Below are 24,970 nucleotides of genomic sequence, written 5' to 3'. Positions count from 1 at the left end.
GTCCGGGCGCTGACCGTGAACGTCCGGTCCGCGGCGGTGCCGCCGGTCGGGGCGTTGAACGTGACCGCCATCGGCTGCGGGTTCGCGGAGTTGGCTGCCGTACAGCTGCCGGTCGCCTTCACACACGTCCAGCCCGGCGGGTTCGTCGTCAACGGCCACTCGAGCTCCGCGCCGTACGTGAGCCGAATCACCACCGGATTCGCATTCTTCGCCGGCGGCTTGATCGTAACCACGAACTGCACCCCAGCCCCCGCCCCCTGAGCCCCCGCACTACCCGCCCGAGGCGTCACGGTGCCGGCCTGCGCCGACCCCCCGCCCTGCTGCAGCACAGGCGCTCCGCCACCCTCCTGCACAGCGGGCGCACCGTTGCCCGCGGGCACGCCCCCGCCCCGCTGGGACGCGGGCGCGCCTCCTCGCCCTTGTACGGGCGGCGCGCCTCCGCCTCGCTGTGTTGATGGTGCGCCTCCGCCGTGGGGGATGCTGATGGTGACCATGCCGGGGTAGTGGATCGGCGTGGTGGGCGTCGGCTTCGGGGGTGTTGGGGTGGCGGGCGGCGGGGTCGGCACCGGTGTGGTCTGCGTCGGTGTGGGAGTAGTCGGCGCGGTGGTGGGCGCCGTGGTGGGGGCGGTCGTCGGGTTGGATGCCGGCGGTTGGGTGGGCTTTGTTGCCGGCGGCTTCGTGGTCGGCTTCGCCGGTGGTTTGGCCGGCGGCTGGGTCGGCTGGTTGGTCGGGTTCGCCGGCGGGACGGTCGGCTGGGACGGCTGCGACGGCTGGTTGATCGCCGCCGGGGGAGTGTGGTTGCCGGTCAGCGCCATCGCCGCGAGCACGGCGGCGACGGCGACCACCACGACAGCACCGGCGCCGACGGCGGTCCGGGTGCTGTTCTCGGTGACCTTCTTCCAGCCGGTGACGAAGATGCCGACCAGACCGACCTTCGCGCCGGAGGCCGCGGCCAGGTAGCCGAGCCCCGCGGTGCCCAGCAGCGCCGGGGCGAGGAGCGCCGGCAGCGCACTGTTGACCTCGACGAGCTCGAGGTACACCGCGGTGCACTTCGCGCAGTCGTCCAGGTGCTCGCGGACGTTCTTGTTCTCGCGCTTGGTCAGCCCGCCGCGGACGTACGCGCCGAGCCGCTCGGTCGTCCAGCGGCAACGATCCCCGGCGACATCGGCCAGGTGCTGCTGCAGGTACGCCTGCCGCAGGCCCTCCCGCGCCCGGTACGCGAGCGCGGACACACCGTTCGCGGTCAGCCCCAGCAGCGGCGCGATCGCGGCCGGCTTCTCGCCCTCGACCTCGGTGTGCCACAGCACGGCCTGCCAGCGCTCGGGCAGACTCGCGAACGCCTTCGCCGCCGCCCCGCTCTCGAACCCGGTCACGGTCGGGTCGTCGAAGCCTTCCGGCTCGCGCTCGTACGACGCGATGTCGTCGGTGGACTGCACCTTCTTACCGGAGCGGATCCGGTCGACGTGCACCCGCCGTACCGTCGTCAGCAGATAGGCGCGGAAGGAGACGTCCGGGCCGCCGCCGGCGCGCAGCGCGTCCAGCACCTTCGCGAACGCGTCACTGGCCAGGTCGTCGGCGTCGTTGGCCGGCACCAGTTGGCGGGCCATCCGCTCGGCGGCGTGGTGGTGCCGCGCGTACAGCTCGCCGTACGCCTCCAGGTCGCCGTTGCGGACGCGCGCGATGAACTCGGCGTCACTCGGACCCTCTGGCGTCTCCATCCATCTCCCCGCTAACTCTGTGTACGACGACGTGACGGACCGTCACGTACCGCCGGAGACAAGGCTCCCACGTAGGACGGATCTGCGCACCTTCCATGACGCGGAAACTGTGCCTCTTTCCTTACGACAACGCCAGTCCCGAAGTTACGCCGAAAAAATTCTCGGAAATCCGCGTCATGAACCGTCATGGGCGCTGTCTCTTCGGCGTACGACGCTTCCGGCCGACCGGTCGGGAGACTGACGGGGCTAGCTGAGGAGGACCATGTCGCTGTTCGCGGACATCCGTCGACGGCTCGACCTGCGTCCGGCCAAGTCCCTGAACCTGGCGGGGTCGCCCGCCCGGCTCGCGCCGGAAGCGTCGTCCACTGCTCAACCGAGCGGGCGGAGGGATCCGCTCGGCACAGCTGGTACCGACCACAGCGCCTATCTCGCGATCGCCGAGGCGCTCCGCGACGGTGCCGATGTCGTGCCTGCGTCGGACGAGACCGGACGCCGCCTCGCGGCCGACGGTATCTCGCTGGTGGAGGCACTTGATGGGCTGAGTGCGCTGTACCGCTCGATCGCCGGGGGCGAGCCGGCTTTCGCCGCGGTACGCGCACTCAGTTCCAGCTGGGCCGAGGCATCACTCGTCTATCTGCACTCGCTGTCCTGCGAGGACCCGCTGACCGGGCTGTCCAGCCTGGCGCACCTGCGGTCCCGGCTCGGCGAGCTCTACCGAGAGGCGGAATTCCGTGGAACTTCCGTACCGCAAACCCACGCACTGGTGGTTGTCGAACCGCTCAATCCGCCGGGCACCTCGCCGTTCGACCGCGAGCTCCGGCTCGTCGACGTCGCGGAATGCCTGCGGATCGTCTTCTGCGGCGGTGACGTACTGGGCCGCGTCGGCTCACGCCGCGCGGCGGCGCTCGTCGGCCGCGAGCCGAACCTGCCGGAGCAGGTCGCGACGGTACGAGCCCTGATCACCCAGTGGCGGCTGGACACCGACGTACCGCAGCTGGCCCGGATCTGGATCGAGGGCCTGCCCGGTAGCGACGCGATGGCCGGGAGGCTGCTCGACGAGCTGGCCAGAACCTGAGACCTGCGTCCGGACGCCTACAGGGGGGCGCCCGGGCGCACTTTACCGGCGGCGGATCGCCTAACACGGGGTGGGCGATCCGCCGCCGCTTGTCATGGTTGTACGGCGGTGGCGGGCAGCCGGGCGTCCTCCGGCTCGGTGTGGATGTACCGCGGCCCGCGGAACAGCGAGGCCGCCGCGCCGACCAGCGACATCCCGATCGCGACCGCGAACACGATCACCAGACCGTGGTGGAACGGCCCCGAGATCAGCTCCGGGAAGAACTGCTTGCTGGTCAGCGTGCCCAGGTCCGCACCCTTGATCGCCGACGCCGGTACGGCGTTCAGCGCGGTGCCGATCGGGTTGTACCCGAGGAACGCCGCGAACAGGCTGCCCACCGGCGGCTGGTTCCCGATGCCCGCGGCAACGTTCAGCGGTACGCCGTGCGCGTGCAGCCCGTCGGTCAGCGTCCGCGGCAGCGTGGCCGCCAGTCCGGCGATCATCATCGTGAAGAACACGCCGATCGACAGCGACGTACCGGAGTTCAGGAACGTGCCGCGCATGCCGGAGGCGGCGCCGCGGCGGTTCGCCGGCACGCTGTTCATGATCGCGGTGGTGTTCGGCGCGGAGAACAGCCCGGAGCCGATGCCGTTCAGCACCAGCAGGCCGGCGAACGCCCAGTAGCTGAAGTCGGTGGGCAGCACCATCAATCCGGCGAAGCTCACCGCGACCAGCACGAGCCCGCCGGTCGCGAGCGTACGGGCGCCGAGCCGGTCGGAGAAGTACCCCGACAACGGCCCGGCGATCAGGAACGCGACGGTCAGCGGCAGCAGGTAGATCCCTGCCCACAGCGGCGTGCTCTCGAAGCTGTAGCCGTGCAGCGGCAGCCAGATGCCCTGCAGCCAGATGATCAGCATGAACTGCAACCCGCCACGGCTGATCGACGACAGCAGGCCGGCCAGGTTCCCGGCCGAGAACGCCTGGATCCGGAACAGCGACATGTCGAACATCGGGTCGGTGGTCCGCGCCTCGACGAGGCAGAACGCGACCAGCAGGACGAGCCCGGCGATCAGCCCGCCGAGAACCCACGGACTGGTCCAGCCCATCTCGTGCCCGCCGTACGGCTGGATCCCGTACGTGATCGCGACCAGGATCGCGGTCACGCCGACCGCGAACAGCGCGTTGCCCCACCAGTCGATCCGGGCCGCGGAGCGGGTACTGGTCTCGCGCAGGCTGTGGTACGACCAGACCGTGCCGAGCAGGCCGAACGGGACCGACACGAAGAACACCAGTCGCCAGTCGACCGGCGCCAGTACGCCGCCCACGATCAGCCCGATGAACGAGCCGCCGATCGCGGCCACCTGGTTGATACCGAGCGCGAAACCGCGGCGGTCGGCCGGGAACGCGTCGGTGAGGATCGCGGTCGAGTTCGCGAACAGCATCGCCGCTCCGACGCCCTGCACGACCCGCCAGAGAATCAGCCAGAGCGCGCCCGCACCCTGGGTCAGCGGGTCGAACACCAGCGCCACGGACCCGATCGTGAAGACCAGGAAACCGAGGTTGTAGATCTTCACCCGGCCGTAGATGTCGCCGAGCCGGCCGAGCGTGACGACCAGGACGGCGGTCACGACCAGGAAGCCCATCAGCATCCAGAGCAGGTAGCTGACATTGCCCGGTCGCAACGGGTCGAGCTTGATGCCGCGGAAGATGTCCGGCAGCGAGATGATCACGATCGAGGAGTTCACGGTCGCCATCAGCACGCCGAGCGTGGTGTTGGACAGTGCCACCCACTTGTACCGCGGGTGGTCCCGTTCGACCGCGAACCGGCGTACGGAGTTGTCGCCTGAAGTCACAGCAGCACTTCCCCAGGGAGAGAGAGATTTGCTTAGCAATGCTAAGTATATCTCGCTACCCGGAGGCCGACCTCCGGTGGGGGTGTCTACGGCACCACGACGACGACCGGCGCGTCCTTGCGGCAGGTGAGCCGGTGGCCGAGGGAGCCGGTCAGCCGGTGCCAGCGCTTCGCCGACCGGCCGACCACCACCAGCCGGGCGTCAACCTGCCGCGCGACCCCGGACAGCGTCCCGATCGCGTCCCCGAACTCGCTCACGAAAGTCAGCTGTACGCCGGTCTCGTGCGCGCGGTGCTCCGCCTCCGCCTCGATCTCGGCGGCGAGCTCCTGGCGGCTCTCCTGCGCGGCACCGTAGTCGTACGGAACGCCCAGTGCCGCGGTCGGATCGGAGAACGGCATCACGTAGACCGCGACCAGGCGGCCGTTGGTACGCAGCGCCTCGCCGGCCGCCCAGGCGAAGGCGTCCCAGCTGGTGCCGGAGCCGTCCAGGCCGACGACGATCGCCGGCTCGCCGAGGTGTCGGTTCAGTGGGAGCGGAGTGCGCCGGGCTTCGGCGTCGTAGTTCATCTGGTCACCTCTTCGGCAACGGAGTACGGCTGTCCTGGTCCTCGCCGGCCAGCTGGATCAGGCGGAGGAGTGCGGGGGTGGCGTCGTGCAGCGCGTCGGCGTCGCAGTCGTCGAGCTTGTCGATCAGGTCGGTGATCGTGGACGCGCCCTCGGCCCGCATGTCGCGGAGCCGGCGGCTGCCGGCGTCGGTGATCGCGACCAGTACGACGCGGGCGTCGGCGGCGTCCCGGCGGCGCTCGGCCAGGCCCTGGTCGGCGAGCTGGGTCACCAGCGCGGTCATCGACGGCTGGGTCACCTCCTCGCTGACGGCCAGGTCGGTGAGCCGGCGCGGGCCGGTGCGCTCCAGGGTCGACAGCACCGAGGCGGCGGTCAGGCTCAGCGTCCGTGGCCGGCGCCGGATCGCGACCGTCGCCAGCCCGAACAGTGCCTCGCCGATCGTGGCGGTCCGGGTACTCATACGACAAGTATAGGCACGGTTATATAGATCCGGCTATGTGATCTGGCCCGGTCTAGGCTGGGGGTCCATGTGCGGTAGGTATGCCTCCAGCCGGTCCCCGTCCGACCTCGTCGCCGAGTTCGAGATCGAGACCGGCAACGTCCGCGAGTCGGTCGAGAAGCTCGGCGAGAACTACAACGTCGCGCCCACCAACCAGGTGATCGCGGTGGTCGAGCGCAAGGACCGCGAGCAGCCCGACGCCACGATCCGGAAACTCACCACGGTCAGGTGGGGGCTGGTGCCGTCCTGGGCCAAGGACACCTCGATCGGCAGCCGGCTGATCAACGCCCGGATGGAGACCGTGGCGGAGAAGCCCGCGTTCAAGAAGGCGTTCGCCACCCGCCGCTGCATCCTGCCCGCCGACGGGTACTACGAGTGGTACACCGCCGAGGAGAAGCTGAACGGAAAGCCCGTCAAGCAGCCGTACTTCATCCACCCGCCGGACGGCAGCGTGCTCGCGATGGCCGGGCTGTACGAGATCTGGCGGGACAAGTCCGTCGCCGACCCGGACTCCGACGAGGCCTGGCTGTGGACGTGCACCGTACTGACCACGTCGTCGACCGACGACCTCGGCCGGATCCACGACCGGATGCCGCTGCTGGTCGAGCGCGAGCGGTACGACGCCTGGCTCGACCCGCTGTCCTCCGACCCCGACGACCTGCTCGAACTGCTGGTCCCGGCTGCCCCGGGCCGCCTCGAGGCGTACGCCGTCTCCAAGGCGGTCAGCTCGGTGAAGAACAACGGCCCGCACCTGCTCGACCCGCTCCCACCCGACGGCGAGGACCCGCAGGACGCGCCGACAACCCTTTTCTGAGCCGCCGTACCTCGTCTTCACTTGCCGTGATGACAGGATGGGGCGGGTGACCGACGAACGGATTGTGGGGACGCCGCACGGCGAGGCCCGGATCGTGGCGCACCGTGCCCGCCGCCCGGTGGCGACGCTGGCCCTCGGTCACGGTGCCGGGGCCGGTATCGAGTCGGGCGACCTGGCCGCACTGGCCGCGCGGCTGCCGAAGCAGGACATCAACGTGTTCCTGATCGAGCAGCCGTGGCGCCGCGCGGGCCGCAAGCTGGCACCGGCGCCCAAGGTGCTGGACGAGGCGTGGATCGCGATCATCGGCCAACTGCGGGTCCGTACGCCGCTGGTGATCGGCGGGCGCAGCGCCGGCGCCCGGGTGGCCTGCCGTACCGCGAGCAGCCTGGGCGCGTCCGGCGTACTGGCGCTGGCCTTTCCGCTGCACGCACCGGGGAAACCCGAGAAGTCCCGCGTCGACGAGCTCCGCGGCGCCGGGCTGCCGACCCTCGTCGTCCAGGGCGAGCGGGACCCGTTCGGTACGCCGGAGGAGTTCCCGCCGCTCACCGAGATGGCCGTCGTACCGGACGCCGACCACTCCTTCAAGGTGCCGAAGCGCGCCGAGCTCGACCAGCAGGAGACGTACGACCTGCTGGTCGAAGCTGTGTTCGAATGGGTGATCCGCGAGGTGTCGGGCTGAGGCTGGGAATGCCCCCGTGGCCGGGTGTGTTGTGACCAACATGATGGCGACGAGACAGGCTCCGGCTCGGACTACCGTGAAGACCCCGGTATTCTCGATCCCGATGCCGACTCCCACCACGACCGAGACACCCGAGCAGCGCACCGCGCGCTTCGAGCGCGAGGCGCTGCCTTTCCTGGACCAGATGTACGCCGCGGCGATGCGGATGACCCGTAATCCGTCGGACGCCGAGGACCTGGTGCAGGACACCTTCGCGAAGGCGTACAGCTCGTTCCACCAGTTCACGCCGGGCACCAACCTGAAGGCGTGGCTGTACCGGATCCTGACGAACACCTTCATCAACGGATACCGGAAGCGTCAGCGGCAGCCGACCCAGTCGCCGACCGAGGAGATCGAGGACTGGCAGCTGACCGCCGCCGAGTCGCACACTCCCGGCGGCCTGAAGTCGGCCGAGGCAGTCGCTCTCGAGCACCTGCCCGACTCCGACGTCAAGTCCGCCCTGCAGGCCATCCCGGAGGACTTCCGGCTGGCCGTGTACCTGGCCGACGTCGAGGGCTTTGCCTACAAGGAGATCGCCGAGATCATGGGCACACCGGTCGGCACCGTGATGTCGCGGCTGCACCGCGGCCGGCGCCAGCTCCGCGACCTGCTCGGCGACTACGCCCGGGACCGCGGGCTGATCCCGGACGACAGCACGGACGCAGCCTCGCCGGCCACCGGCGAGACCGCGGAGAAGGAGGAGTCGTGAGCTGCGGCGAGCCCCACGACGCCGACTGCGGGGAGATCCTGCAGCGGGTCTACGTCTTCATCGACAACGAACTCGAGGACGCCAGTTCCGAGCAGATCCGCCAGCACCTCGAAGAGTGCGCCCCCTGCCTCGACGAGTACGACCTGGAACGCTGCGTCAAAAAACTGGTCCACCGCTCCTGCGGCTCCGACCACGCCCCCGACGCCCTCCGCCAAAAAATCCTCCTCCGCCTAACCCAAATCCAAATAGAAACCACCATCACCACGACGGACTGATTGGGCAGCCGGGTCAGAACGTGTGCCGGATGACCTCGTAGCTGGTGATTTCATTCCGCTGTAGTTTGCCTTGTACCTCACGCGCGTCCGCTAGGTAAACGCCCGAGGTATTCCGGAGCAACACCAATGCGGTGTCCAGATGTGCAGCGGCCGCCTCCCGGTCGCCCTGTACCGCGTTGATTCTCGCGCGCTCGACGTACAGGCGGCCCTCGCGCTCGACGTCGTGCGCGATTCGGGCCGCGTGCAGGCCGGATTCGATGTGCCCGATCGCCGCGAGATAGTCGCCCTGGGCCGCGTACGCGGCTGTCAGCAGGTGGTGGGCCTCGCCTTGGACGGTCGCGTCACCGAGGCGCTCGAGGATCTTGAGTGCTTCTGACGCCGTTCTGACGGAGTCCTGATGCCGGCCGACTTGCAGATGCGCGAAGGCCGCGTTCAGGTACCGCTTGAAGAGCGCGCGGCTGTCGTTGTTCCGCTCGGCCAGCGCGATGCCCGCGGCGAAGGCTTCGTCGGCGCGGGCGAAGTCGCCGGTCCGGTCGTACAGCGCACCGACCGCCGTCAGTGCGACTCCTTCGAGCGTCGTGTCCTGGATCGTGCGGCTCAACGAGAGCGCGACCCGGCCGTACGCCAGCGCGTCGTCGATCTCGCCGACCATCCCGAGCAAGTAGGCCAGGGACGAGCAGCATCGTGCCTGACCGAACTGGTCGTGGATCTCGAAGAACATCTTCAGCGCGGCCCGGATCCGGGTGGATGCCGCATGGACCGCGCCGTTCTCCGCGTCCGGGATAGCGCCGTCATGCTGCAGCCAGGCGGCGACGTCGGCCCGGCCGTGCCGTTGGGCGAGCTCGACGGCACCGGATCCGACCTCGCGAATCTCCTGCCAGCGACGTCGTGACTCGTGATAGCCGAACAATGCGAGCGGTAGCTCCGCCAGCAACACGTCGTCCGCCAGACTCGTCTGCCGGGCCTGGCGGAAGCGGTCCATGAGATTCCGCTGCTCTGCGTCCAGCCATCGGAGGCTGTCCTCCCGGCTGCTGAACGTCGGCAGCAGACCGCTGACACCGACTGTCGCCATGGGGAGGCGCGGACTCGTCGGGTGTGTCAGCGCGTGGCAACTCCAGCCGGCTTCGACGTAGTACCTGATGACTCGGGCCAGGGCTTCGTCGCGCTCCGCCGGTGAGAGGGTCGTGTCCGCGACCTCTCGCCCGTACGCGCGGATCAGGTCGTGGAACCGGAAGCGTCCCGGGGCGACGGATTCCAGCAGGTTGAGGTCGACAAGCCGTTCGACGATCGCATCGGCTCGGCGCAGTGGTACTTCGAGGAGTGTGGCGGCGATGCCCGTCGTCAGATCGGAGCCGTCCGGAACAGCCAGCACCGGCAGCGCGGCGGCCGCCTTCCGGTCGAGATCGCGGTCGCTGGTTTCGAGGAACTGCACCGAACTGGCGATGCTGGCGCGCACTCCGGTCTCGTCCGAGCCAAGGCTGTCGAGGCGGCGCTCCTCGTCCTTCAGCAGGTCGACGAGATGCTGAACCGGCCACGTCGGCCGGGTAGCGAGCCGCCCGCCGACCAGCCGGATCGCGAGCGGCAGGCGCCCGGCATACCTGGCCAGGACCTGGGTGGCACCCGGCTCGGCGACCACCCGGCTCGGCCCGATCATGCCGGCCAGCAGGTCGACCGACTCCGACTCCGACAGCGCGTCGAGGAGGATCTGCCGGGCGCCCGGGAGATTCGCGAACGAGCCGCGGCTGGTGATGATCGCCGACGAGCCCGCATGCCCAGGCAGGAGTGGCAACACCTGGGCGATGTCCGCGGCGTTGTCGAGCAGCATGAGCACGCGCCGGCCGGCCAACTGGCTCCGCAGCAAGGCAGTTGCCTCGTCGACGCTGTCGGGGATCGAGTCGATGTCGGAACCGAGCGAGCGCAGCAGGTGACGCTGGGCGTCCGTGGGGTTCATCGGCGCGCCCGGGCCGTAGCCGCGAAGGTTCAGGTAGAGGTGGCCGTCCGGGTACGTGGCGGCCAGTTTGTGCGCGGCGTGAACGGCCAGGGTGGTCTTGCCGATGCCGCCCATCCCGGTGATGGACACCAGGCCCACAGCCGACGAATCCCGAAGTACGGAAAGGATTGCGTCGACCTGGGCGGTGCGGCCGGTGAAGTCGGGGGCGGCGGGTGGGAGTTGCCAGGGGGTCGGGGCCTGGTCGGTGGCGGGGTCCTTGGGGGTCGGTCGTGGGGTGCCGAGCTTGCCGCGGGCAACGGTGCGGAACTGGTCGGCTTCGGTGGGTGTGAGGGCCAGGGCCTGGATGAGCGCGCGGACGGTGTCGGCGCGTGGCCGACTGCGGGTGCCGCGTTCGAGGACGCTGATGGCCTGTTCGCTGAGGCCGGCGCTTTCGGCGAGGGCGGCCTGGGTGAGGCCGGCGCGGGTACGGAAGGTGCGGAGCAGTTCACTCAGCGTCGGCGTGGCCGGCTCGTTCACTACCCACCCTCCTCGGGCCCATATCGGTCAGTACCGGAAACCTCCCCGGGCTAACTCTAGGGGGATCCGGCGCCGGGTGCTGGCCGTCGTCCACAGGTCCTGGGTCGCGGATGCCGAATATCCAACGATCGTTTGAAAGATCGCATTCGGTAGACGGGCGAGGACTCTCCGAATACAAGACCTCTGTTTAGCTGGTCTGCTGTAAAGCTGTGACCAAATCGCAAAGACCCCGGATTTCTCCGAGGTCCTCGCTGTCTGTAGCCGCCTGAGTCAGGCGTTGGGGCGCTTGCCGTGGTTAGCGCCCTTCTTCTTGCGTGCACGGCGCTTCCGGCCGGTCTTTCCCATTCCTAAGCCTCCTTGAAACAACTGCAAAGAGTCACAGTCTCTCATATCAGGCCAGGTTCCTCACGTCCTCCGGCGGGTCACCGGTTGGGCTTACAGTGTTTCGGCGCGGCACACGTGAGCAAAATTTTCAGACGAGTCAGCAGTGCGCTGTCTGCCCCCTGGATCCGCCGTAGGCGGTTTCAAGACTACGCCGCTGATCGGAGGTGACTTATCATGCATGGTGACAACTGGGAGTGGTGATCCTGACCTGAAGGCGTGGGATGACGAGTACGCTGCACCGTTCGGCGCTACGCCTCTTGGTGTCGACCGTCGCCTTGATCGCGTTGGGTGTCTGGGTTTACGCACTGCGTCAGTTGACCGACTATTCAACAGCCGTGCAGCTCTGCGTCGTCGTCCTGGCGGCGAGTACTCTCCGCTTTCCTCATGGTCCTGCCCGCGGTGCCACGCTGGCATCCATCGTGACCATGTCTGTGTACGTTATTGCTGGCCCGGCGGCTGCCGTTGTGGTCGCCGGTGTGGGGGCTCTGATGCAGCCGCGAGACGTCCCGCTGATCAAGCGGGTCCACAACACGTCGCAGCGGATCCTCTCTGCAGGCGGCGGTGCCGTTGCTTACATACTGCTCAACGCCCCGACTGGCGATGATGCCTTCATCCATGCCCCGCAGGCCATCCTCGGCGTGACGGCTGCCGGCGTTGTGCATCAACTCGTCAATGCCGTGCTGATGTGTATGGTGCTCAGCCTCGAGCGTGGCGTCACCGTAGTGATCTCGTTCTTCCGAGAGGTTGTCGCGCCGACCGCGTTGCCGATGCTCGGCTACGGGCTGCTCGGGGTGCTGATGGCCGTAGTCTGGCTCGGAGGACTCGGAATTCTGGCAGGCTTGCTTGTGATGGTGCCGTTGATCGTCGCGCGCTGGGCGCTGACGCAGGACGAGGCCGAACGCGCCGCGCAGGCAGCCGCAATGCGGGCGTTCATCGAAGTCATCGAAACCAAGGACCTGTACACGCGCGGTCATTCGGAGCGGGTCAGCCGGGGCGTAGGCATGCTCGGTCGCCGACTGCAGCTGCCTGCGGACCGGCAGCAGGCCCTCGAGCACGCGGGACTGCTGCACGACGTGGGGAAGGTCGGTGTACCTACCAGCATCATTCGGAAGCCTGGCCGTCTGGACGATACGGAGATGGACGCGATCCGGCTGCACCCCGCCCGCGGCGTCGAACTGATCGGGAACATCCCGTTCCTGGAGGAGGTCAAGTCCGCGGTCCTGCATCATCACGAGAAGTACGACGGGAGCGGCTACCCGGCAGGCCTCAGTGGAACCAAGATTCCGTACTTCGCGAGGATCATCGGCATCGTGGACGCCTTCGACTCGTTGACCTCGACGCGCTCCTATCGACCCGCCCGCAGCGTCGAGCAAACGCTGGCGATTTTGGAGCAGGACCGCCTGACGCATTTCGATCCAGCTCTTGTCGACGCATTCGTGCACGTCATCAGAACGCAGGGATGGCTGGCAGCGGCCGAGGAACAGCCGGCGCCGGACAGCAACGTCGACGTCACGATCGACCACGACGACTTGAGTCTGGGTAGCGGCGGTGGTGCGTCCGGCACCGCGGCGGGACCGACATGAGCGATGCGGTGGAGACCACCAATGAGTCAAAGGGGCTCCGTACCGGGGCGGTGATCATCGGTGCGGGCACGGTGCTGGGATTGACCGCACTCCTGATGACGGTTCGTCGTGGTGTGACCGACTGGCCGTACGTCGCAGCGTTCGGACTGCTGATCGCAGTCGGCGAGATGGTCCAGTTCAAGGTCGATCGCAGCCGCAACCGGGCGCCGATCGCCACGAGTGCGGCGCTCGCCTATGCGATGCTGCGCGGATCGACGCTCGATGCAGTGCCTGACGTCTCGCAGGTGATGGCAGTCACGTGGCTGGCCACGACAGCTGGACTGGTGCCGCGCGCGATCGCCGGGTTGAGGGCAGACCTGGTGGTCGCGAACCGGCGGTTCATCTCGGTCGCCTGCGCCGCGGTGGTATTCGCCGGCATCCTCCCGGACGACCTGAACTGGGACCATTCCTGGCAGCATGCTGTGCTACTGCTGCTGGCGATGCTGCTCGGTGTCCTGAGCGCCGGTGTGATCGACGCGCTCGTGGGTGCCGGCCAAACGACGGAGCGTCTCGGTATGCCGTTCCCCGCGGCACTCCGTGACGAGTTGGTGATGATGGGCCGGATCGGTATGGCGATGGCTCTCGGCGGCGTCCTCCTGGCCGCGGGTGTCTCGCTGATTGGGCTCTGGGCCATACCGCTCGTGGTGGTGCCGTTGTTGTTGACGCAGTTTGCGTTTCGGCGGTTTGCTTCGGCGCAGCGGACTTATCGGACGACCGTGCGGTCGATGGCTCGGAGTACGGAGATTGCGGGGTTCAGCAGTCCGGGGCAGAATGCGCGGACCGCGGCGCTGGCGGTGGCTGTTGGCAACGATCTGGGGTTGACGCCGGCTCGGATGGAGGCGTTGGAGTATGCGGCGTTGTTGTCGGGGGTGGGGCAGTTGGCGTTGGCGGATCCCAGTCCTGGTGGGGCTTCGTTGTTGCGGACCCGGGAGGAGCGGCAGCGGGCGGCGGAGATCGGGGCGGCGGTGATCGAGCGGTCGGGGGTGCTGGATCATGTGGCCGAGATCGTGCGGCACTCCAACGATCCGTACCGGCACGGGCGGGCGAACGACTCGTCGATTCCGGTGGAGAGCGGGATCGTGAACGTGGCGCTGGCGTACGAGCAGCTGGTGGGGGAAGGGTCGGGGCAGTCGCCGGACAAGGCGATGGAGTCGATCGGGCTGGGGATCGGGGCGGAGTACGACCCGGTGGTGGTCGAGTCACTCCGGCGAGTCGTGGGGCGCGGCTTCCGCTTCTGAAGGCCCTCCCCGCCCAGCATCTCCTCCAGGCCCAGCATCTGGTCCGGGCCCAGCATCTCCTCCACGCCCGGCAGCTGGTCCGGGCCCAGCATCTCCTCCACGCCCGGCATCTCTTCCAGGCCCTGCGTCTCGTCCGTGCCCAGCATGTCTTCCAGGCCCTGCGTCTCGTCCCCGCCCAGCATCTCTTCCAGGCCCTGCGTCTCATCCCCGCCCTGCGTCTCCACGCACTGCGTCTCCTCCAGGCGCCGCGTCTCCTCCAGGCCCCGCGTCTCGTCCAGGGCCAGCACCTTCAGCAGGTCCAGCACCTTCAGCAGGTCTTGGAGGTCGTGGGGGTTCGGAGGAGAGTTCGCGGTTGGTGTTGGGGGAGAGGTGGAGCAGGGCGGGGGTGCCGGCGCAGGGTTCGAGGGTGGACCAGGTTGGTGCGGTGGTTGCGGGGACGCGGCTCGAACCGCCCATGGCGGCGTACAGCAGGAGGCCGGCGCCGGCTGCGATCAGGACGTCGCCGGGGCTGATCGCCTGGCCGAGGCCGGGAAGGGCCACGGGTACGACGTCGCCGAGCCAGGGCAGGCGGGTTGCCGTGCCGGCGAGCTCGTGGCGGGCGTCGGTGATCGCGGCGTTGCCGACGCCGGCGCGTTCCAGTGCGCGCAGCGATACCGGCATCGCGCCGTTCAGGGCGACCACGACGGCGTTGCAGAAGAAGCCCAACGCCAGCAGGCCGACGCCGGGGTGCCGGAGGTTCAGGCGGAGGAAGACCGCGATGCAGACCGCGGATCCGATCAGCCCGACGGGGTACGCCGTACCGCCGAGGAGCGAGCCGAGCAACTGGCCGATCGCCGCGGCCGCGAGCCAGTGCACGCCGGTCAACGTGTTGCCGGCCAGGTTGCCGAACCGGCCGCCGGTCGCGAGGGCCACCCCGGCGGCGAGCACCATGACGAGGAGGACCAGCAGCACGGGGGTGATTCTGCCGAATCAGCGGCCCGAAACCGGGCAAGCTGACCCCGCAGCGTGTCGACTTAACCGCAAAATGTCACGCCTCGTTTCAGTGGTTCACCACCGAAACGGACCGTTCCAGCCGCGCATGCGCCGTGTGAAGGGGCCGTTTGCGAGGTTCACCACGCAAACGGCCCCTGGGGGTCAGGGCTTGGCGGGGGCCGGGCCGGCGTCGATGACGTCTTCGACGCCCGGGTCGCCGCGGTCGGCGGTGTAGTCCGACGGGTGCGTGGTGTCCTGCCCGTCTGCGACCTTCAGGGCCCGCAGTACGGCGGTCAGGATCACGACCACGATCACGTTCAGTACGAACGCCGTCAGCGCGATGTACGCCGGTGTGTTGGTGAACGGGATGTTCGCCAGCGAGCCGCCGAAGTGCTTCTTGGTCGCCGGGTTCACCACGTTGTACGCCGACACCGTGCCGAACACCATCGCCACCGCCCAGCCGGCCAGCAACGCGTACCGGTGGAACCAGCGGGTGAACAGCCCGACCACGATCGCCGGGAACGTCTGCAGGATCCAGATCCCGCCGAGCAGTTGCAGGTTCAGCGCGATCGTCTTGTCCATGCCGAGCACGAACGCCAGCGCGCCGACCTTCACCAGCAGGGACGCGAGCTTGGACACCTTCGCCTCGTTGGCCGGGGTGGCGTCGGGCTTGATGAAGGCGCGGTAGATGTTCCGGGTGAACAGGTTCGCCGCCGCGATCGACATGATCGCCGCCGGCACCAGCGCACCGACCGCGATCGCCGCGAACGCGATGCCCGCGAACCAGGACGGGAACTCCTGGTCGAACAGCCGCGGGATCGCCAGCTGCGGGTTCGCCAGCCCGTCCAGGCCCTTCACGTTGACCTTCGCCTTGATCGCCATGAAGCCCAGCAGGGCGAGCAGCCCGAGCAGCAGCGAGTACGCCGGGAGGATGGCCGCGTTCCGCCGGACGACGTTCCGCGTCTTGGTGGACAGCACCGCCGTCACCGAGTGCGGGTACATGAACAGTGCCATCGCGGACCCGAGCCCCAGCGTCCAGTACGACACGTAGCCGGCTCCGGCCGGGATGAACGACCCGGTCGGCTTGCCGGTCGCCGGGCTCGGCTTGGCCATCTTGTCCTGCGCCGCGTGGAAGATCCCGTCCCAGCCGCCGAGCACGTGCGGCAGGTAGAAGATCGCGACCAGGATCACCACGTAGATCAGGAAGTCCTTGACGAACGCGATCATCGCCGGAGCCCGCAGACCCGACGAGTACGTGTACGCCGCCAGTACGGCGAACGCGATCAGCAGCGGCAGGTCCTTGGCCAGCGTGTTGTTGCCGCCGAGGCCCATCGTCTCGAAGACGGCCTGCATACCGACGAGCTGCAAAGCGATGTAGGGCATCAGAGCGAGGATGCCGGTGATCGCCACCGCCAGCGAGAGCAGCTTGCTGCCGTACCGGCCCTGGACGAAGTCGGCCGGCGTCACGTACCCGTGCCGGTGCGACACCGACCACAACCGGGCCATGAACATGAACACGATCGGATACGCGACGATCGTGTACGGCACCGCGAAGAACCCGCTGATCGCCCCGGTCGCGTACATCGCCGCGGGGACCGCGATGAAGGTGTACGCCGTGTAGAGGTCGCCGCCCAGCAGGAACCAGGTGATGAACGTGCCGAACCCGCGACCGCCCAGACCCCACTCGTCGAGGCTCTCGAGGTGACCGCCGCTGCGCCAGCGGGCCGCCATGAAGCCCATCACCGTGACGGCGGCGAAGATCACCACGACGATGATCAGCTGCACCCAGTCGACCTTGGTGTTCACTGGTCACCGTCCTTGTCCGGGTCGCCCAGGCCCTGCTCGGCCCGGCGCCGGCGCTCCTCTGCGCGGAGCAGGCGGTAACTGATGCTGACCAGGATCGCGGACAGGAACACCCACAGCAGCTGGTACCAGTAGAAGAACGGGAAGCCCCACAGATGCGGGTCCTGCCGGGCGTACGTCGGCACCAGGAGCGGTACGACGACGGCCACCACGAGGAGCACACCGGAGATCCAGTACGCGGGTCTGATCGCGGACAATCGGGACACTGCAAACCTCCTCGGAGGGACATACAGGCGCAACGGAGCACGCTACCGTTCGTCCGGACAAGCGACCAGACCATCGGGTGTGTGCATGGGTAACACTGCGGTACCTATTGTTCGTTCGCTGCGCTCAGAAAGGGCATGGTTCGTACGGCGGATCGTGCTGTCCGTGCTGTTCCTCCTCGTCGTCGCCGTGCCGCTGTTCCCGGAACTGTTCGGGCTCGACGAGCTGACCCCGTTCACCCAGGTCGCCGCGTTCCGCCCGCAGATTCTGGTCGTCGTACTGGTACTCGCCCTGCTGATGCTGGTCCGCCGGGGCTGGCGGATCGCGGCCGCGTCGATCGCCGTACTGGCGTTGATCGGCGCGGCACTGACCACGCCGCGCCAGTTCTCGCACGCGCGGCCGGCGCCGGCCGGGTCCCGCCCGCTGACCATCATGGTCGCGAACGTGCTCGGTGGCGCCGCCCGGGCCGCGGACGTGGCGCAGCTGATCCTCGACCGCAAGCCCGACCTGGTTTCGTTGCCCGAGGCACAGGCCGATGTCCGCGAGCAGATCCGCGCGCTGCTGCCGGGCCGGCAGTACAAGGGATACACGGCCCAGGCGAGCAGTGCGGCGCCGAGTGCGACGAGTGTGCTGGTGTCGCCGGCGCTCGGCGACGTGGCGTTCGCGTCCGAGCCCGGGACGACGTTCGGGAACGTCGTCGTGACCGGTGGGAACCTCGGCGAGGTCCGGTTGATCGCGTACCACGGCTACCCGCCGCTGCCGGCCTCCGTGACGACCTGGGCGCACGACCTGCTGAAGGTCCGCGAGTGGTGCTCGCAGGATCCGCCGACGGTGATCGCGGGCGACTACAACGCGACCGTCGACCACGCGGACTTCCGGGCCGCGCTGGGCGGTTACTGCCGCAGCGTCGGGCCGTCCGTGGGCGGTGGGCTCCAGGGCACCTGGCCGGCGGATCAGCCCGCCGTACTGCGGACACAGATCGACCACGTGGTGGTGACGCGACAGTTCGAGCCGGGCCGGTTCGCGACGTACCCGATCCATGGCACCGACCACCGGGCCGTTGTCGCGACGATCGCGCTGAAGCCCTAGGACGTTGCTGCAGGCCTGTAGATGTACGGCTGGGAGGCCTGCACCGCTTCGGTCAGCATCAGCAGCAGGTCCGCGCGGGCCTGGATCGGCCGGCCGAACAGCTCGTCGTCGCCGGGGATCGGGAAGCCCTTCACGCCGATCGCGAGCTGGCTGAGCAGGACGTGCAGCACGCCGCGGGCGTTGAACACGTTCGGCGAGGGCCACTCCGGCAGCGTCTCGTGCATCAGCGGCTGCTGCCCCGCGGTCGCCGCGATCGGCTTCAGCCAGCGCTCGAGCTCGTCGCTGGACAGCATGTTCCGGTGCAGGATCGTCATCACCGCGTGCGCCACCCGGTCGTGTTCCTCGTGCACCCAGCGGTACGGCGTGTCCTTGACGATCCGGTCCGCGAGCACGTCGAGCAGCGCCCGCAGTACGCCGGCGTCGCAGTGCCGGGAGCGGGCCAGCGCGCCGATCGCGTCGGCGCCGTGGGCAACGGCATGCGCCCACCCGCAGTCCTGCACGTAGCCGCGCAGGTCGCGTTCGCGCAGCAGCCAGGTCGCCAGCCGGTCGCCCCAGCGCATCACCACCTCGTCGTGCACCAGGAACTCGGCGTTGTCGCGGTGGATCACCTCCGCCAGCGTCAGCGCGGTGAACGAGCGGCGGAAGACCGTGTCGGTACCGTCCTCACCGAGCCCGTAGTTCAGCCCGGCGCAGAGGCCGTCGCCGAACCCGGGCAGCAGGTCGTCGTACACCCCGCGCTCCAGCCAGGTGGCGAGCGTCGGGTACGCGAGGGCGTCACGGACCTGCGGATTGGTGCTGGCCAGGCCCCGGACGAGCTCCTCGGTGAGATCGGTCAGCGTACGGTCGTGGGGTACCGCGTAGTCCGCGGCCATCACGTCCTGCCAGTACGTCGACTCCACCCGAGCATCCTTTCATCTCTCGCTGCTCAATCAACACCCACACACGCCCTCTTGTCGAGCGGACCAGTTATCACCCTGGTATAAGCCGATCGATACCATCGGAGCGTGCCGTCTTTGACCGATGTGGCGCGCAACCACACCACGCTCGACCAGGCCGACCTGGACCGTCTGCAGCTGCTCGTCTCGGACTGGCAGATGCTCGCCGACCTGTCGTTCGCCGACCTGGTGCTCTGGCTCCCGGACACCGAGGGGCTCGGGTTCTGGGCCGGTGCCCAGATGCGCCCGACCACCGGACCCACCGCGTACCTCGACGACATCGTCGGCAGCTTCATCCCGCGCGGCCGCCGGCACCTGCTGGACCAGGCGTACGACGGCGGCCGGATCTGCCGCGAGGGAGACCCGGAATGGCGCGACGACGTACCGGTCCGGGTCGAGACGATCCCGGTCCGCCGGGGCTCCCGGGTGATCGCGGTGATCGCCCGGAACACCAACCTGCTCGGCGTCCGGACCCCGTCCCGGCTGGAGATCGCGTACCTGCAGAGCGCGACGGACCTGGCCCGGATGATCACCGACGGTATCTTCCCGTACGGCGGCGAACGGCTGCTGTCCACCACCCCACGAGTCGGTGACGGCTGTATCCGGGTCGATCGGCACGGCATGGTGACGTTCGCCAGCCCGAACGCGTTGTCGGCGTACCGCCGGATGGGGCTGGTGACCGATCTGGTCGGATCCCGGCTGAAGGACATCACCGCGGAGCTGCTGCATTCCGGGCACAAGGTCGACGACGTGCTCGCGTCGGTGGTCACCGGGCGGGCCGCCAAGGAGATCGAGATCGAGAACGCCGACGCGACGCTGTTCCTGCGCGCGATCCCGCTGCGCTCGGACGGCCAGCACGTGGGGGCGCTGATCCTGCTCCGGGACGTGACGGAGCTGCGCAGCCGGGAACGGGAGCTGGTCACCAAGGAGGCGACCATCCGGGAGATTCATCATCGCGTCAAGAACAACTTGCAGACGGTCGCCGCGTTACTCCGGATGCAGGCCCGAAGGATCACGGTGCCCGAAGGTCAGGACGCGCTGGCCGAGGCCGTGCGCCGGGTCGGGTCGATCGCGATCGTGCACGAGACGCTCTCGGAGTCGTTCGACGAGCACGTGGACTTCGACGACGTCGCGGACCGGGTCGGTGCGATGGTCGCGGACGTGTCGACGGTCGCGACCACGGTGCAGACCCGGCGCAGCGGGTCGTTCGGCGTCCTGGACTCCGAAGTCGCGACTCCGCTGGCGATGGTGCTCACCGAGCTGATGCAGAACTCGGTGGAGCACGCGTTCGGGGCGCGGGACTCCGGAGCGGCCAGCGGGACGATCGAGCTGGTGGCCGAGCGGGCGCTCGGCCGGCTGCACGTCGACGTACTGGACGACGGCAAGGGTCTGCCGCCGGACTTCGACTCCGAGCTGTCCGGGAACCTCGGACTCTCGATCGTCCGCACGCTGGTGATCGGCGAACTCGACGGAACGCTGCGGTTCGGTCCCCGCCACGACGGCCGGACCGGTACGCAGGTCACCCTGGACGTCCCGGTCAAGGAATGACAAAGGCCCCGCGGTGCGTTCCGCGGGGCCTCGAAGAGGACTTGCTCAGGCGGTGCGGATGCGTTGCCGGGCGTTGCGGCGCTTCAGCGCGCGGCGCTCGTCCTCGCTCAGGCCGCCCCACACACCGTGGTCCTGGCCGGCTTCCAGCGCCCATGCCAGGCACTGCTCACGCACGTCGCAGCGTCGGCACACCTGCTTGGCCTCCTCGATCTGCATGATCGCGGGCCCGGTGTTGCCGATGGGGAAGAACAGTTCCGGGTCCTCGTCGAGGCATACGGCCCGGTGGCGCCAATCCATGGCGGATCCCATCTCTCTCAGTAGTTGACGTATGCTGACGGGTAGGTCTGTGCCCAATCAGCGGTGCTGTACTCGTCGGTTCGTGAGGCACGGGGTTTGGTGCCGCGTCTTGTTGTGAACGCTTTCACGAACGAGACCATGTTCCCAATCTTGGCGGATCGAAACAAGGGTTATTGAGTTGTCGATCCGATCACAACGCTTCCTTAACACTCCGAACCGGCACACAGCGGCGCTCTCCATCCGGTTATCGGACGAAGCGGCCCGTCTGCAAGTACCCGTTCACTGCAGGTAACCGTTCCAACCATCTTTTGGTTACGCAGAACCTCAAATCCCTGTGGGGCCGGGGTTTCGCGCGGCTCCCGGGTCCTATGCTGGCGACGTGCCGACCGACTCCCCAGCTGCCGCAGTCCCGAGACCGCTCAAATTAGCTGCGGCAGTGGTCGCTGTGGAAGGGCTTGTGCTCATCGTTCTCGGAATTGCCCAAGCCTTGACGGTCGACAGTTCCCGGCTGGTGCTCGGTCTGACCACGACCGGCTTCTTCCTGGTGTACGGCGTCGGCCTGGTCTTCGTCGCCGTCCGGGGACTGTGGAAGGCCGCGCGCTGGAGCCGCGGGCCGACGGTGTTCACGCAGCTGATCCAGCTCCTGATCGCGTACAGCCTCTGGGACGGCGGCACCAAGGCCGTTGCCGCCGGCCTCGCCGTACTGGCCGTCGCGATCCTGGTGTGCGTTTTCCAGAAGGCTTCCACCGAGGCCCTGACCGCTGGTGACTCCAACGATCACGTCCTTTAGTCCTACTCCTTGAGCAGGCCTGTCCGGAGTTCGGTCAGGGTTCGGGCGAGCAGCCGGGAGACGTGCATCTGGGAGATCCCGATCTCCTCGGCGATCTGCGACTGCGTCATCCCGCGGAAGAACCGCAGTGTCAGGATCCGCTTCTCGCGGGTGTCCAGCTGGGCCAGCAACGGTTTCAGCGACTCCCGGTACTCGACGCTCTCCAGTGCCTCGTCCTCGCCGCCGAGCCCGTCCAGCACCGTGGTCGCGTCGGTCTCGTTCTGATCGGGAGCGTCCAGGGACAAGGTGTTGTACGCGTTCGCGGACTCCAGGCCTTCGATCACCAGGTCCGGCGACAGGCCGAGCCGGTCGGACAACTCCGCCACCGTCGGCGCCCGGCCGAGCTCCTGGGTCAGCTCCGCGGTCGCGGCGGTCAGCGACAGCCGGAGCTCCTGCAGCCGCCGCGGCACCCGGATCGCCCAGCCCTTGTCCCGGAAGTACCGCTTGATCTCGCCGAGGATGGTCGGCGTCGCGTACGTCGAGAACTCCACGCCCCGGTCCGAGTCGAACCGGTCGATCGCCTTGATCAGGCCGATCGTCGCCACCTGGACCAGGTCGTCGTACGGCTCGCCGCGGTTCCGGAAGCGACGGGCCAGGTGCTCCACCAGCGGCATGTGCAGCGCGACCAGGCCGTCGCGGGCCGCCACGTACCCCGGATCGCCCGGGCCGGCCGCCATCTGCTGGAAGAAGCCGGCCGTTCGGGTCCGAAGATCAGGAGATTCCTGCGTCTGTTCGTCGGTCACGCCTGCGCCTCGCTGCGCTCGGCTCCGGCGCGACCGACAGCGGTGCTGTGCTGATTGTTCGCTCGCTGCGCTCGGCTCACAGTGTCTCCGTGGCGGTGGCGGTGGCCGTCACGGTGATGGTCAGCCGGCCGTCGATGGTCTCGGCGGCGGCCGACTCCACGAGCGCGGTCAGCACGGTCCAGCCGAACGACGTGGTGTCCGGGCGCCAGCCGTTCGGTACGACGGCGCTCGTCCGCACGGTCAGCTGCGGCGGCGCGATCTGGAACACGCACTCGAGTACGCCGTCCGCCGACTGCGGCAGCAGCAGCGCGCACGCCTCGTCGACCGCGATCCGCAGGTCGTCGATCGCGTCCAGCGTGAAGTCGTTGCGGGCCGCGAGGTTCCCCACCACCGACCGCGGTACGGCGATGTACGCACCGTCCGCCGGGATACTCAGGCGAACCTCGGCGGCCCCTGCGCTGCTGCTCACATCGTCTCCCTCGAATCGACCCACTCGCCGTACATCATCCAACAGTACTTTTGGCCGCGCCTCCGGCGCGGCGTGGTATCAGGGGTGTTCGTGTTCGGAGCGGAGGCGGGTGAGGAAGGTCTTGGTGCGGGCGTGTTGCGGGTTGCCGATCACGTCCTTCGGCGGGCCGGACTCGACCACGACGCCGGCGTCCATGAACACGACGGTGTCCGCGACGTCCCGGGCGAACGCCATCTCGTGGGTGACCACGATCATCGTCATCCCGTCCAGCGCCAGCTCGCGCATCACCGCCAGTACCTCGCCGACCAGCTCCGGGTCGAGGGCCGACGTCGGCTCGTCGAACAGCATCAGCTTCGGCTGCATCGCCAGCGCCCGGGCGATTGCGACCCGCTGCTGCTGGCCGCCGGACAACTGCGCCGGGTAGGCGTCGCACCGGTCCGCGAGGCCGACCCGGTCGAGCAGCTTCATCGCCCGCTCCCGCGCGCCCTTCTTGGACTCCCGCCGGACCTGGGTCGGCGCCTCGACGATGTTCTCCAGCGCGGTCATGTGCGGGAACAGGTTGAACCGCTGGAACACCATCCCGATCTCGCGCCGCTGTGCCGCGATCTCCTTGTTCTTCAGGCGGTACAGCTTGCCGTCGCGCTCGGTGTACCCCATCAGCTCGTCGTCGACCCAGATCCGGCCGCCGTCGATCGTCTCGAGCTGGTTGATACAGCGCAGGAACGTGGTCTTCCCGGACCCGGACGGGCCGAGCAGACAGACCACCTGCCCGCGCTCGACGTCCAGGTCGATGCCCTTCAGTACTTCGTTGTGGTGGAACGACTTGGTCACGTTGACCGCGTGCACCAGCGGCATCAGGCGCCTCCTGCCCCGGCCGGACGCGCAGCGCGCGGCGCCTTGGTACCGAACCCGCGGCCGAAGTGCCGCTCCAGGAAGTACTGCCCGACCATCAGCACGCTGGTCGCCGCCAGGTAGTACAGCGTCGCCGCCACCGCGATCGGGAACGTCTTGTAGAAGTTGCTGCCGATCGACTGCAGTTGGTAAAAGAGCTCGCCGATCACCGGCACCGCGACCAGCAGCGAGGTGTCCTTGAGCATCGCGATGGTCTCGTTGCCGGTCGGCGGCACGATCACCCGCATCGCCTGCGGCAGCACCACCCGGCGCATCACCTTGCCACTGCTCATGCCGAGCGCCTGCGCGGCCTCGGCCTGGCCCTTGTCGACGCTCATGATCCCGGCCCTGGCGATCTCCGCCATGTACGCCGCCTCGGACAGGCCGAGCCCGATCACACCGGCGACCAGGCCGGTGAACACCTGGTTCGCGTCCAGGTTCAGGAACCGCCAGTCGCCGGACAGCCCGAACCAGTCGATCAGCTTCCAGTCGAACGGCACACCGAGCGCGATGCCCTTCGGGAACAGGATCCCGAGCGTACCCATCGTGAACAGCAGGATGTACCGCGGGATGCTCCGGAAGAACCAGGTGAACACCCACGAGACACCGGACAGGATCGGGTTGTCCGAGAGCCGCATCACGGCGAGCAGTACGCCGCCGCCGACCCCGACGACCATCGACAGCGCGGTGACCAGCAGCGTGCCCTTCAGGAAGCCGTTGATGACCGGCTGCTGGTTCATCGCCTGGAAGACGAACTTCCAGTCGAAGGCGCTGTTCGTCACCAGTAGGTGCAGCAGCATCGCGGCCAGCACCGCGATCACGGCGATCGCGACCCAGCGGCCGGGATGCCGCACCGGCACGGCCTCGATCGCGCCCGGCCGCTGAGGAGCGTCCTGCGGCCGGGCTTCGGTTTCGGTACTCATCTCTCAGCTCACGGGTTGACGGCGAAGTCGGTGATCGCACCCGAGTCGTTGTTCCACTTCTGCAGAACCGACTTGTAGGTGCCGTCGGTGTTCAGTGCCTGCAGCGCCTTGACGAGCGCCTGGGCGAACGCCGTCTCCGACTTCGGGACCACGTACCCGTACGGCGCCGCGTCGTAGATCTGGCCGAGCTGCTCGAGCTGGCCGTTGGTCTGCTTGATCGCGTCCAGCACGACCGGGGAGTCGGCGAGCATCGCGTCGGTCTTGCCGGAGGCGAGGTCCGCGGTCGCCTGGTC

25 protein-coding genes and 1 pseudogene are annotated in these 24,970 nt (G+C 68.5%); 10 read left to right on the top strand and 16 right to left on the bottom strand.

From position 1 onward, the window contains the following. Nucleotides 1–1,718 (bottom strand): sigma-70 family RNA polymerase sigma factor (locus tag VFF46_RS13495; protein WP_325037444.1); only part of this gene is annotated, 1,718 nt, incomplete at its 3' end. Nucleotides 1,719–1,980: 262 nt separating this feature from the next. Here VFF46_RS13495 and VFF46_RS13490 point away from each other — a divergent pair. Continuing rightward, nucleotides 1,981–2,793, top strand: a complete 813-nt coding sequence (locus tag VFF46_RS13490; RefSeq protein ID WP_325037443.1) for a hypothetical protein — start codon at nucleotides 1,981–1,983, stop codon at nucleotides 2,791–2,793. Between the two features lie 92 nt (nucleotides 2,794–2,885). Here VFF46_RS13490 and VFF46_RS13485 read toward each other — a convergent pair whose 3' ends face one another. The 3 genes from VFF46_RS13485 to VFF46_RS13475 all read right to left on the bottom strand — a co-directional run bounded on the left by VFF46_RS13485 (nucleotide 2,886) and on the right by VFF46_RS13475 (nucleotide 5,648). Continuing rightward, complete coding sequence (locus VFF46_RS13485) at nucleotides 2,886–4,625, bottom strand: MFS transporter (protein ID WP_325037442.1); 1,740 nt, start codon at nucleotides 4,623–4,625, stop codon at nucleotides 2,886–2,888. Between the two features lie 86 nt (nucleotides 4,626–4,711). Next, nucleotides 4,712–5,191 carry a universal stress protein gene (locus tag VFF46_RS13480; protein WP_325037441.1) on the bottom strand — a complete coding sequence of 160 codons (480 nt, stop codon included), beginning with the start codon at nucleotides 5,189–5,191 and terminating at the stop codon, nucleotides 4,712–4,714. 4 nt (nucleotides 5,192–5,195) lie between these two features. After that, nucleotides 5,196–5,648, bottom strand: a complete 453-nt coding sequence (locus VFF46_RS13475) for a MarR family winged helix-turn-helix transcriptional regulator (RefSeq protein WP_325037440.1) — start codon at nucleotides 5,646–5,648, stop codon at nucleotides 5,196–5,198. A 67-nt stretch (nucleotides 5,649–5,715) separates the two neighbouring features. On the opposite strand from VFF46_RS13475, the gene VFF46_RS13470 reads away from it, so the two are divergent. The 4 genes from VFF46_RS13470 (at nucleotide 5,716) to rsrA (ending at nucleotide 8,203) form a co-directional block, all read left to right on the top strand. Beyond that, nucleotides 5,716–6,501 carry an SOS response-associated peptidase gene (locus tag VFF46_RS13470; RefSeq protein WP_325037439.1) on the top strand — a complete coding sequence of 262 codons (786 nt, stop codon included), beginning with the start codon at nucleotides 5,716–5,718 and terminating at the stop codon, nucleotides 6,499–6,501. Between the two features lie 37 nt (nucleotides 6,502–6,538). After that, entirely contained in the window at nucleotides 6,539–7,180 is a 642-nt protein-coding gene (locus tag VFF46_RS13465) for an alpha/beta family hydrolase (protein ID WP_325037438.1), read from the top strand. 103 nt (nucleotides 7,181–7,283) lie between these two features. Then, on the top strand, nucleotides 7,284–7,928 hold the full coding sequence (locus tag VFF46_RS13460; RefSeq protein ID WP_325037437.1) for a sigma-70 family RNA polymerase sigma factor: 645 nt from the start codon (nucleotides 7,284–7,286) through the stop codon (nucleotides 7,926–7,928). After that, on the top strand, nucleotides 7,925–8,203 hold the full coding sequence (gene rsrA / locus VFF46_RS13455; protein WP_325037436.1) for a mycothiol system anti-sigma-R factor: 279 nt from the start codon (nucleotides 7,925–7,927) through the stop codon (nucleotides 8,201–8,203). The genes VFF46_RS13460 and rsrA overlap by 4 nt, the downstream gene beginning before the upstream one ends. 13 nt (nucleotides 8,204–8,216) lie before the next feature. Here rsrA and VFF46_RS13450 read toward each other — a convergent pair whose 3' ends face one another. Continuing rightward, complete coding sequence (locus tag VFF46_RS13450) at nucleotides 8,217–10,670, bottom strand: helix-turn-helix domain-containing protein (RefSeq protein ID WP_325037435.1); 2,454 nt, start codon at nucleotides 10,668–10,670, stop codon at nucleotides 8,217–8,219. 270 nt (nucleotides 10,671–10,940) lie between these two features. Further along, complete coding sequence (locus tag VFF46_RS40605; RefSeq protein ID WP_369759046.1) at nucleotides 10,941–11,015, bottom strand: 50S ribosomal protein bL37; 75 nt, start codon at nucleotides 11,013–11,015, stop codon at nucleotides 10,941–10,943. 260 nt (nucleotides 11,016–11,275) lie between these two features. Here VFF46_RS40605 and VFF46_RS13445 point away from each other — a divergent pair, with 260 nt between their 5' ends. Both VFF46_RS13445 and VFF46_RS13440 read left to right on the top strand, forming a co-directional pair. After that, nucleotides 11,276–12,637, top strand: a complete 1,362-nt coding sequence (locus VFF46_RS13445; protein ID WP_325037434.1) for an HD-GYP domain-containing protein — start codon at nucleotides 11,276–11,278, stop codon at nucleotides 12,635–12,637. After that, nucleotides 12,634–13,914, top strand: coding sequence for an HD-GYP domain-containing protein (locus tag VFF46_RS13440; protein WP_325037433.1), 1,281 nt, complete (start codon nucleotides 12,634–12,636; stop codon nucleotides 13,912–13,914). The genes VFF46_RS13445 and VFF46_RS13440 overlap by 4 nt, the downstream gene beginning before the upstream one ends. Nucleotides 13,915–14,115: 201 nt before the next feature. On the opposite strand, the gene VFF46_RS13435 is transcribed toward VFF46_RS13440, so the two are convergent. The 3 genes from VFF46_RS13435 to VFF46_RS13425 all read right to left on the bottom strand — a co-directional run bounded on the left by VFF46_RS13435 (nucleotide 14,116) and on the right by VFF46_RS13425 (nucleotide 16,955). Beyond that, a complete protein-coding gene (locus VFF46_RS13435) occupies nucleotides 14,116–14,865 on the bottom strand; it encodes a DUF5317 domain-containing protein (RefSeq protein ID WP_325037432.1) in 750 nt (249 codons plus the stop codon). Between the two features lie 183 nt (nucleotides 14,866–15,048). Then, nucleotides 15,049–16,626, bottom strand: coding sequence for a monocarboxylate uptake permease MctP (gene mctP / locus VFF46_RS13430; RefSeq protein ID WP_325037445.1), 1,578 nt, complete (start codon nucleotides 16,624–16,626; stop codon nucleotides 15,049–15,051). 62 nt (nucleotides 16,627–16,688) lie between these two features. Continuing rightward, nucleotides 16,689–16,955 carry a DUF3311 domain-containing protein gene (locus VFF46_RS13425; RefSeq protein ID WP_325037431.1) on the bottom strand — a complete coding sequence of 89 codons (267 nt, stop codon included), beginning with the start codon at nucleotides 16,953–16,955 and terminating at the stop codon, nucleotides 16,689–16,691. A gap of 85 nt (nucleotides 16,956–17,040) precedes the next feature. On the opposite strand from VFF46_RS13425, the gene VFF46_RS13420 reads away from it, so the two are divergent. After that, on the top strand, nucleotides 17,041–18,042 hold the full coding sequence (locus VFF46_RS13420) for an endonuclease/exonuclease/phosphatase family protein (RefSeq protein WP_325037430.1): 1,002 nt from the start codon (nucleotides 17,041–17,043) through the stop codon (nucleotides 18,040–18,042). Here VFF46_RS13420 and VFF46_RS13415 read toward each other — a convergent pair. Continuing rightward, nucleotides 18,039–18,941, bottom strand: coding sequence for a DUF2785 domain-containing protein (locus VFF46_RS13415; protein WP_325037429.1), 903 nt, complete (start codon nucleotides 18,939–18,941; stop codon nucleotides 18,039–18,041). The two genes, VFF46_RS13420 and VFF46_RS13415, sit on opposite strands and share 4 nt — an antisense overlap. Before the next feature lie 105 nt (nucleotides 18,942–19,046). Between VFF46_RS13415 and VFF46_RS13410 the strand changes: the two genes are divergently transcribed. Beyond that, the gene (locus tag VFF46_RS13410; RefSeq protein WP_325037428.1) at nucleotides 19,047–20,525 is read left to right on the top strand and encodes a sensor histidine kinase; all 1,479 of its coding nucleotides are present in this window, start codon (nucleotides 19,047–19,049) and stop codon (nucleotides 20,523–20,525) included. 45 nt (nucleotides 20,526–20,570) lie between these two features. Here the strand turns inward: VFF46_RS13410 and VFF46_RS13405 are convergent, their stop codons facing one another. Continuing rightward, complete coding sequence (locus tag VFF46_RS13405) at nucleotides 20,571–20,822, bottom strand: WhiB family transcriptional regulator (protein WP_130383822.1); 252 nt, start codon at nucleotides 20,820–20,822, stop codon at nucleotides 20,571–20,573. A 457-nt stretch (nucleotides 20,823–21,279) separates the two neighbouring features. Here VFF46_RS13405 and VFF46_RS13400 point away from each other — a divergent pair, with 457 nt between their 5' ends. After that, entirely contained in the window at nucleotides 21,280–21,612 is a 333-nt protein-coding gene (locus VFF46_RS13400) for a hypothetical protein (RefSeq protein ID WP_325037427.1), read from the top strand. A 2-nt stretch (nucleotides 21,613–21,614) separates the two neighbouring features. Here VFF46_RS13400 and VFF46_RS13395 read toward each other — a convergent pair whose 3' ends face one another. The 5 genes and pseudogenes from VFF46_RS13395 to VFF46_RS13375 form a co-directional block, all read right to left on the bottom strand. Beyond that, nucleotides 21,615–22,394, bottom strand: coding sequence for an RNA polymerase sigma factor SigF (locus tag VFF46_RS13395; RefSeq protein WP_325037426.1), 780 nt, complete (start codon nucleotides 22,392–22,394; stop codon nucleotides 21,615–21,617). A 76-nt stretch (nucleotides 22,395–22,470) separates the two neighbouring features. Beyond that, entirely contained in the window at nucleotides 22,471–22,863 is a 393-nt protein-coding gene (locus VFF46_RS13390; RefSeq protein WP_325037425.1) for an anti-sigma regulatory factor, read from the bottom strand. 78 nt (nucleotides 22,864–22,941) lie between these two features. After that, entirely contained in the window at nucleotides 22,942–23,718 is a 777-nt protein-coding gene (locus VFF46_RS13385; RefSeq protein ID WP_325037424.1) for an amino acid ABC transporter ATP-binding protein, read from the bottom strand. Next, on the bottom strand, nucleotides 23,718–24,677 hold the full coding sequence (locus VFF46_RS13380; protein WP_325037423.1) for an amino acid ABC transporter permease: 960 nt from the start codon (nucleotides 24,675–24,677) through the stop codon (nucleotides 23,718–23,720). The genes VFF46_RS13385 and VFF46_RS13380 overlap by 1 nt, the downstream gene beginning before the upstream one ends. A gap of 8 nt (nucleotides 24,678–24,685) precedes the next feature. Beyond that, nucleotides 24,686–24,970 (bottom strand): annotated as a pseudogene (locus VFF46_RS13375) (transporter substrate-binding domain-containing protein); the annotation flags it as partial.

This window comes from Kribbella sp. (assembly GCF_035655035.1).
Taxonomy (GTDB): domain Bacteria; phylum Actinomycetota; class Actinomycetes; order Propionibacteriales; family Kribbellaceae; genus Kribbella.
The sequence above is the reverse complement of the archived record's forward strand: the minus strand, read 5'-3'. Positions and strand labels throughout refer to the sequence as shown.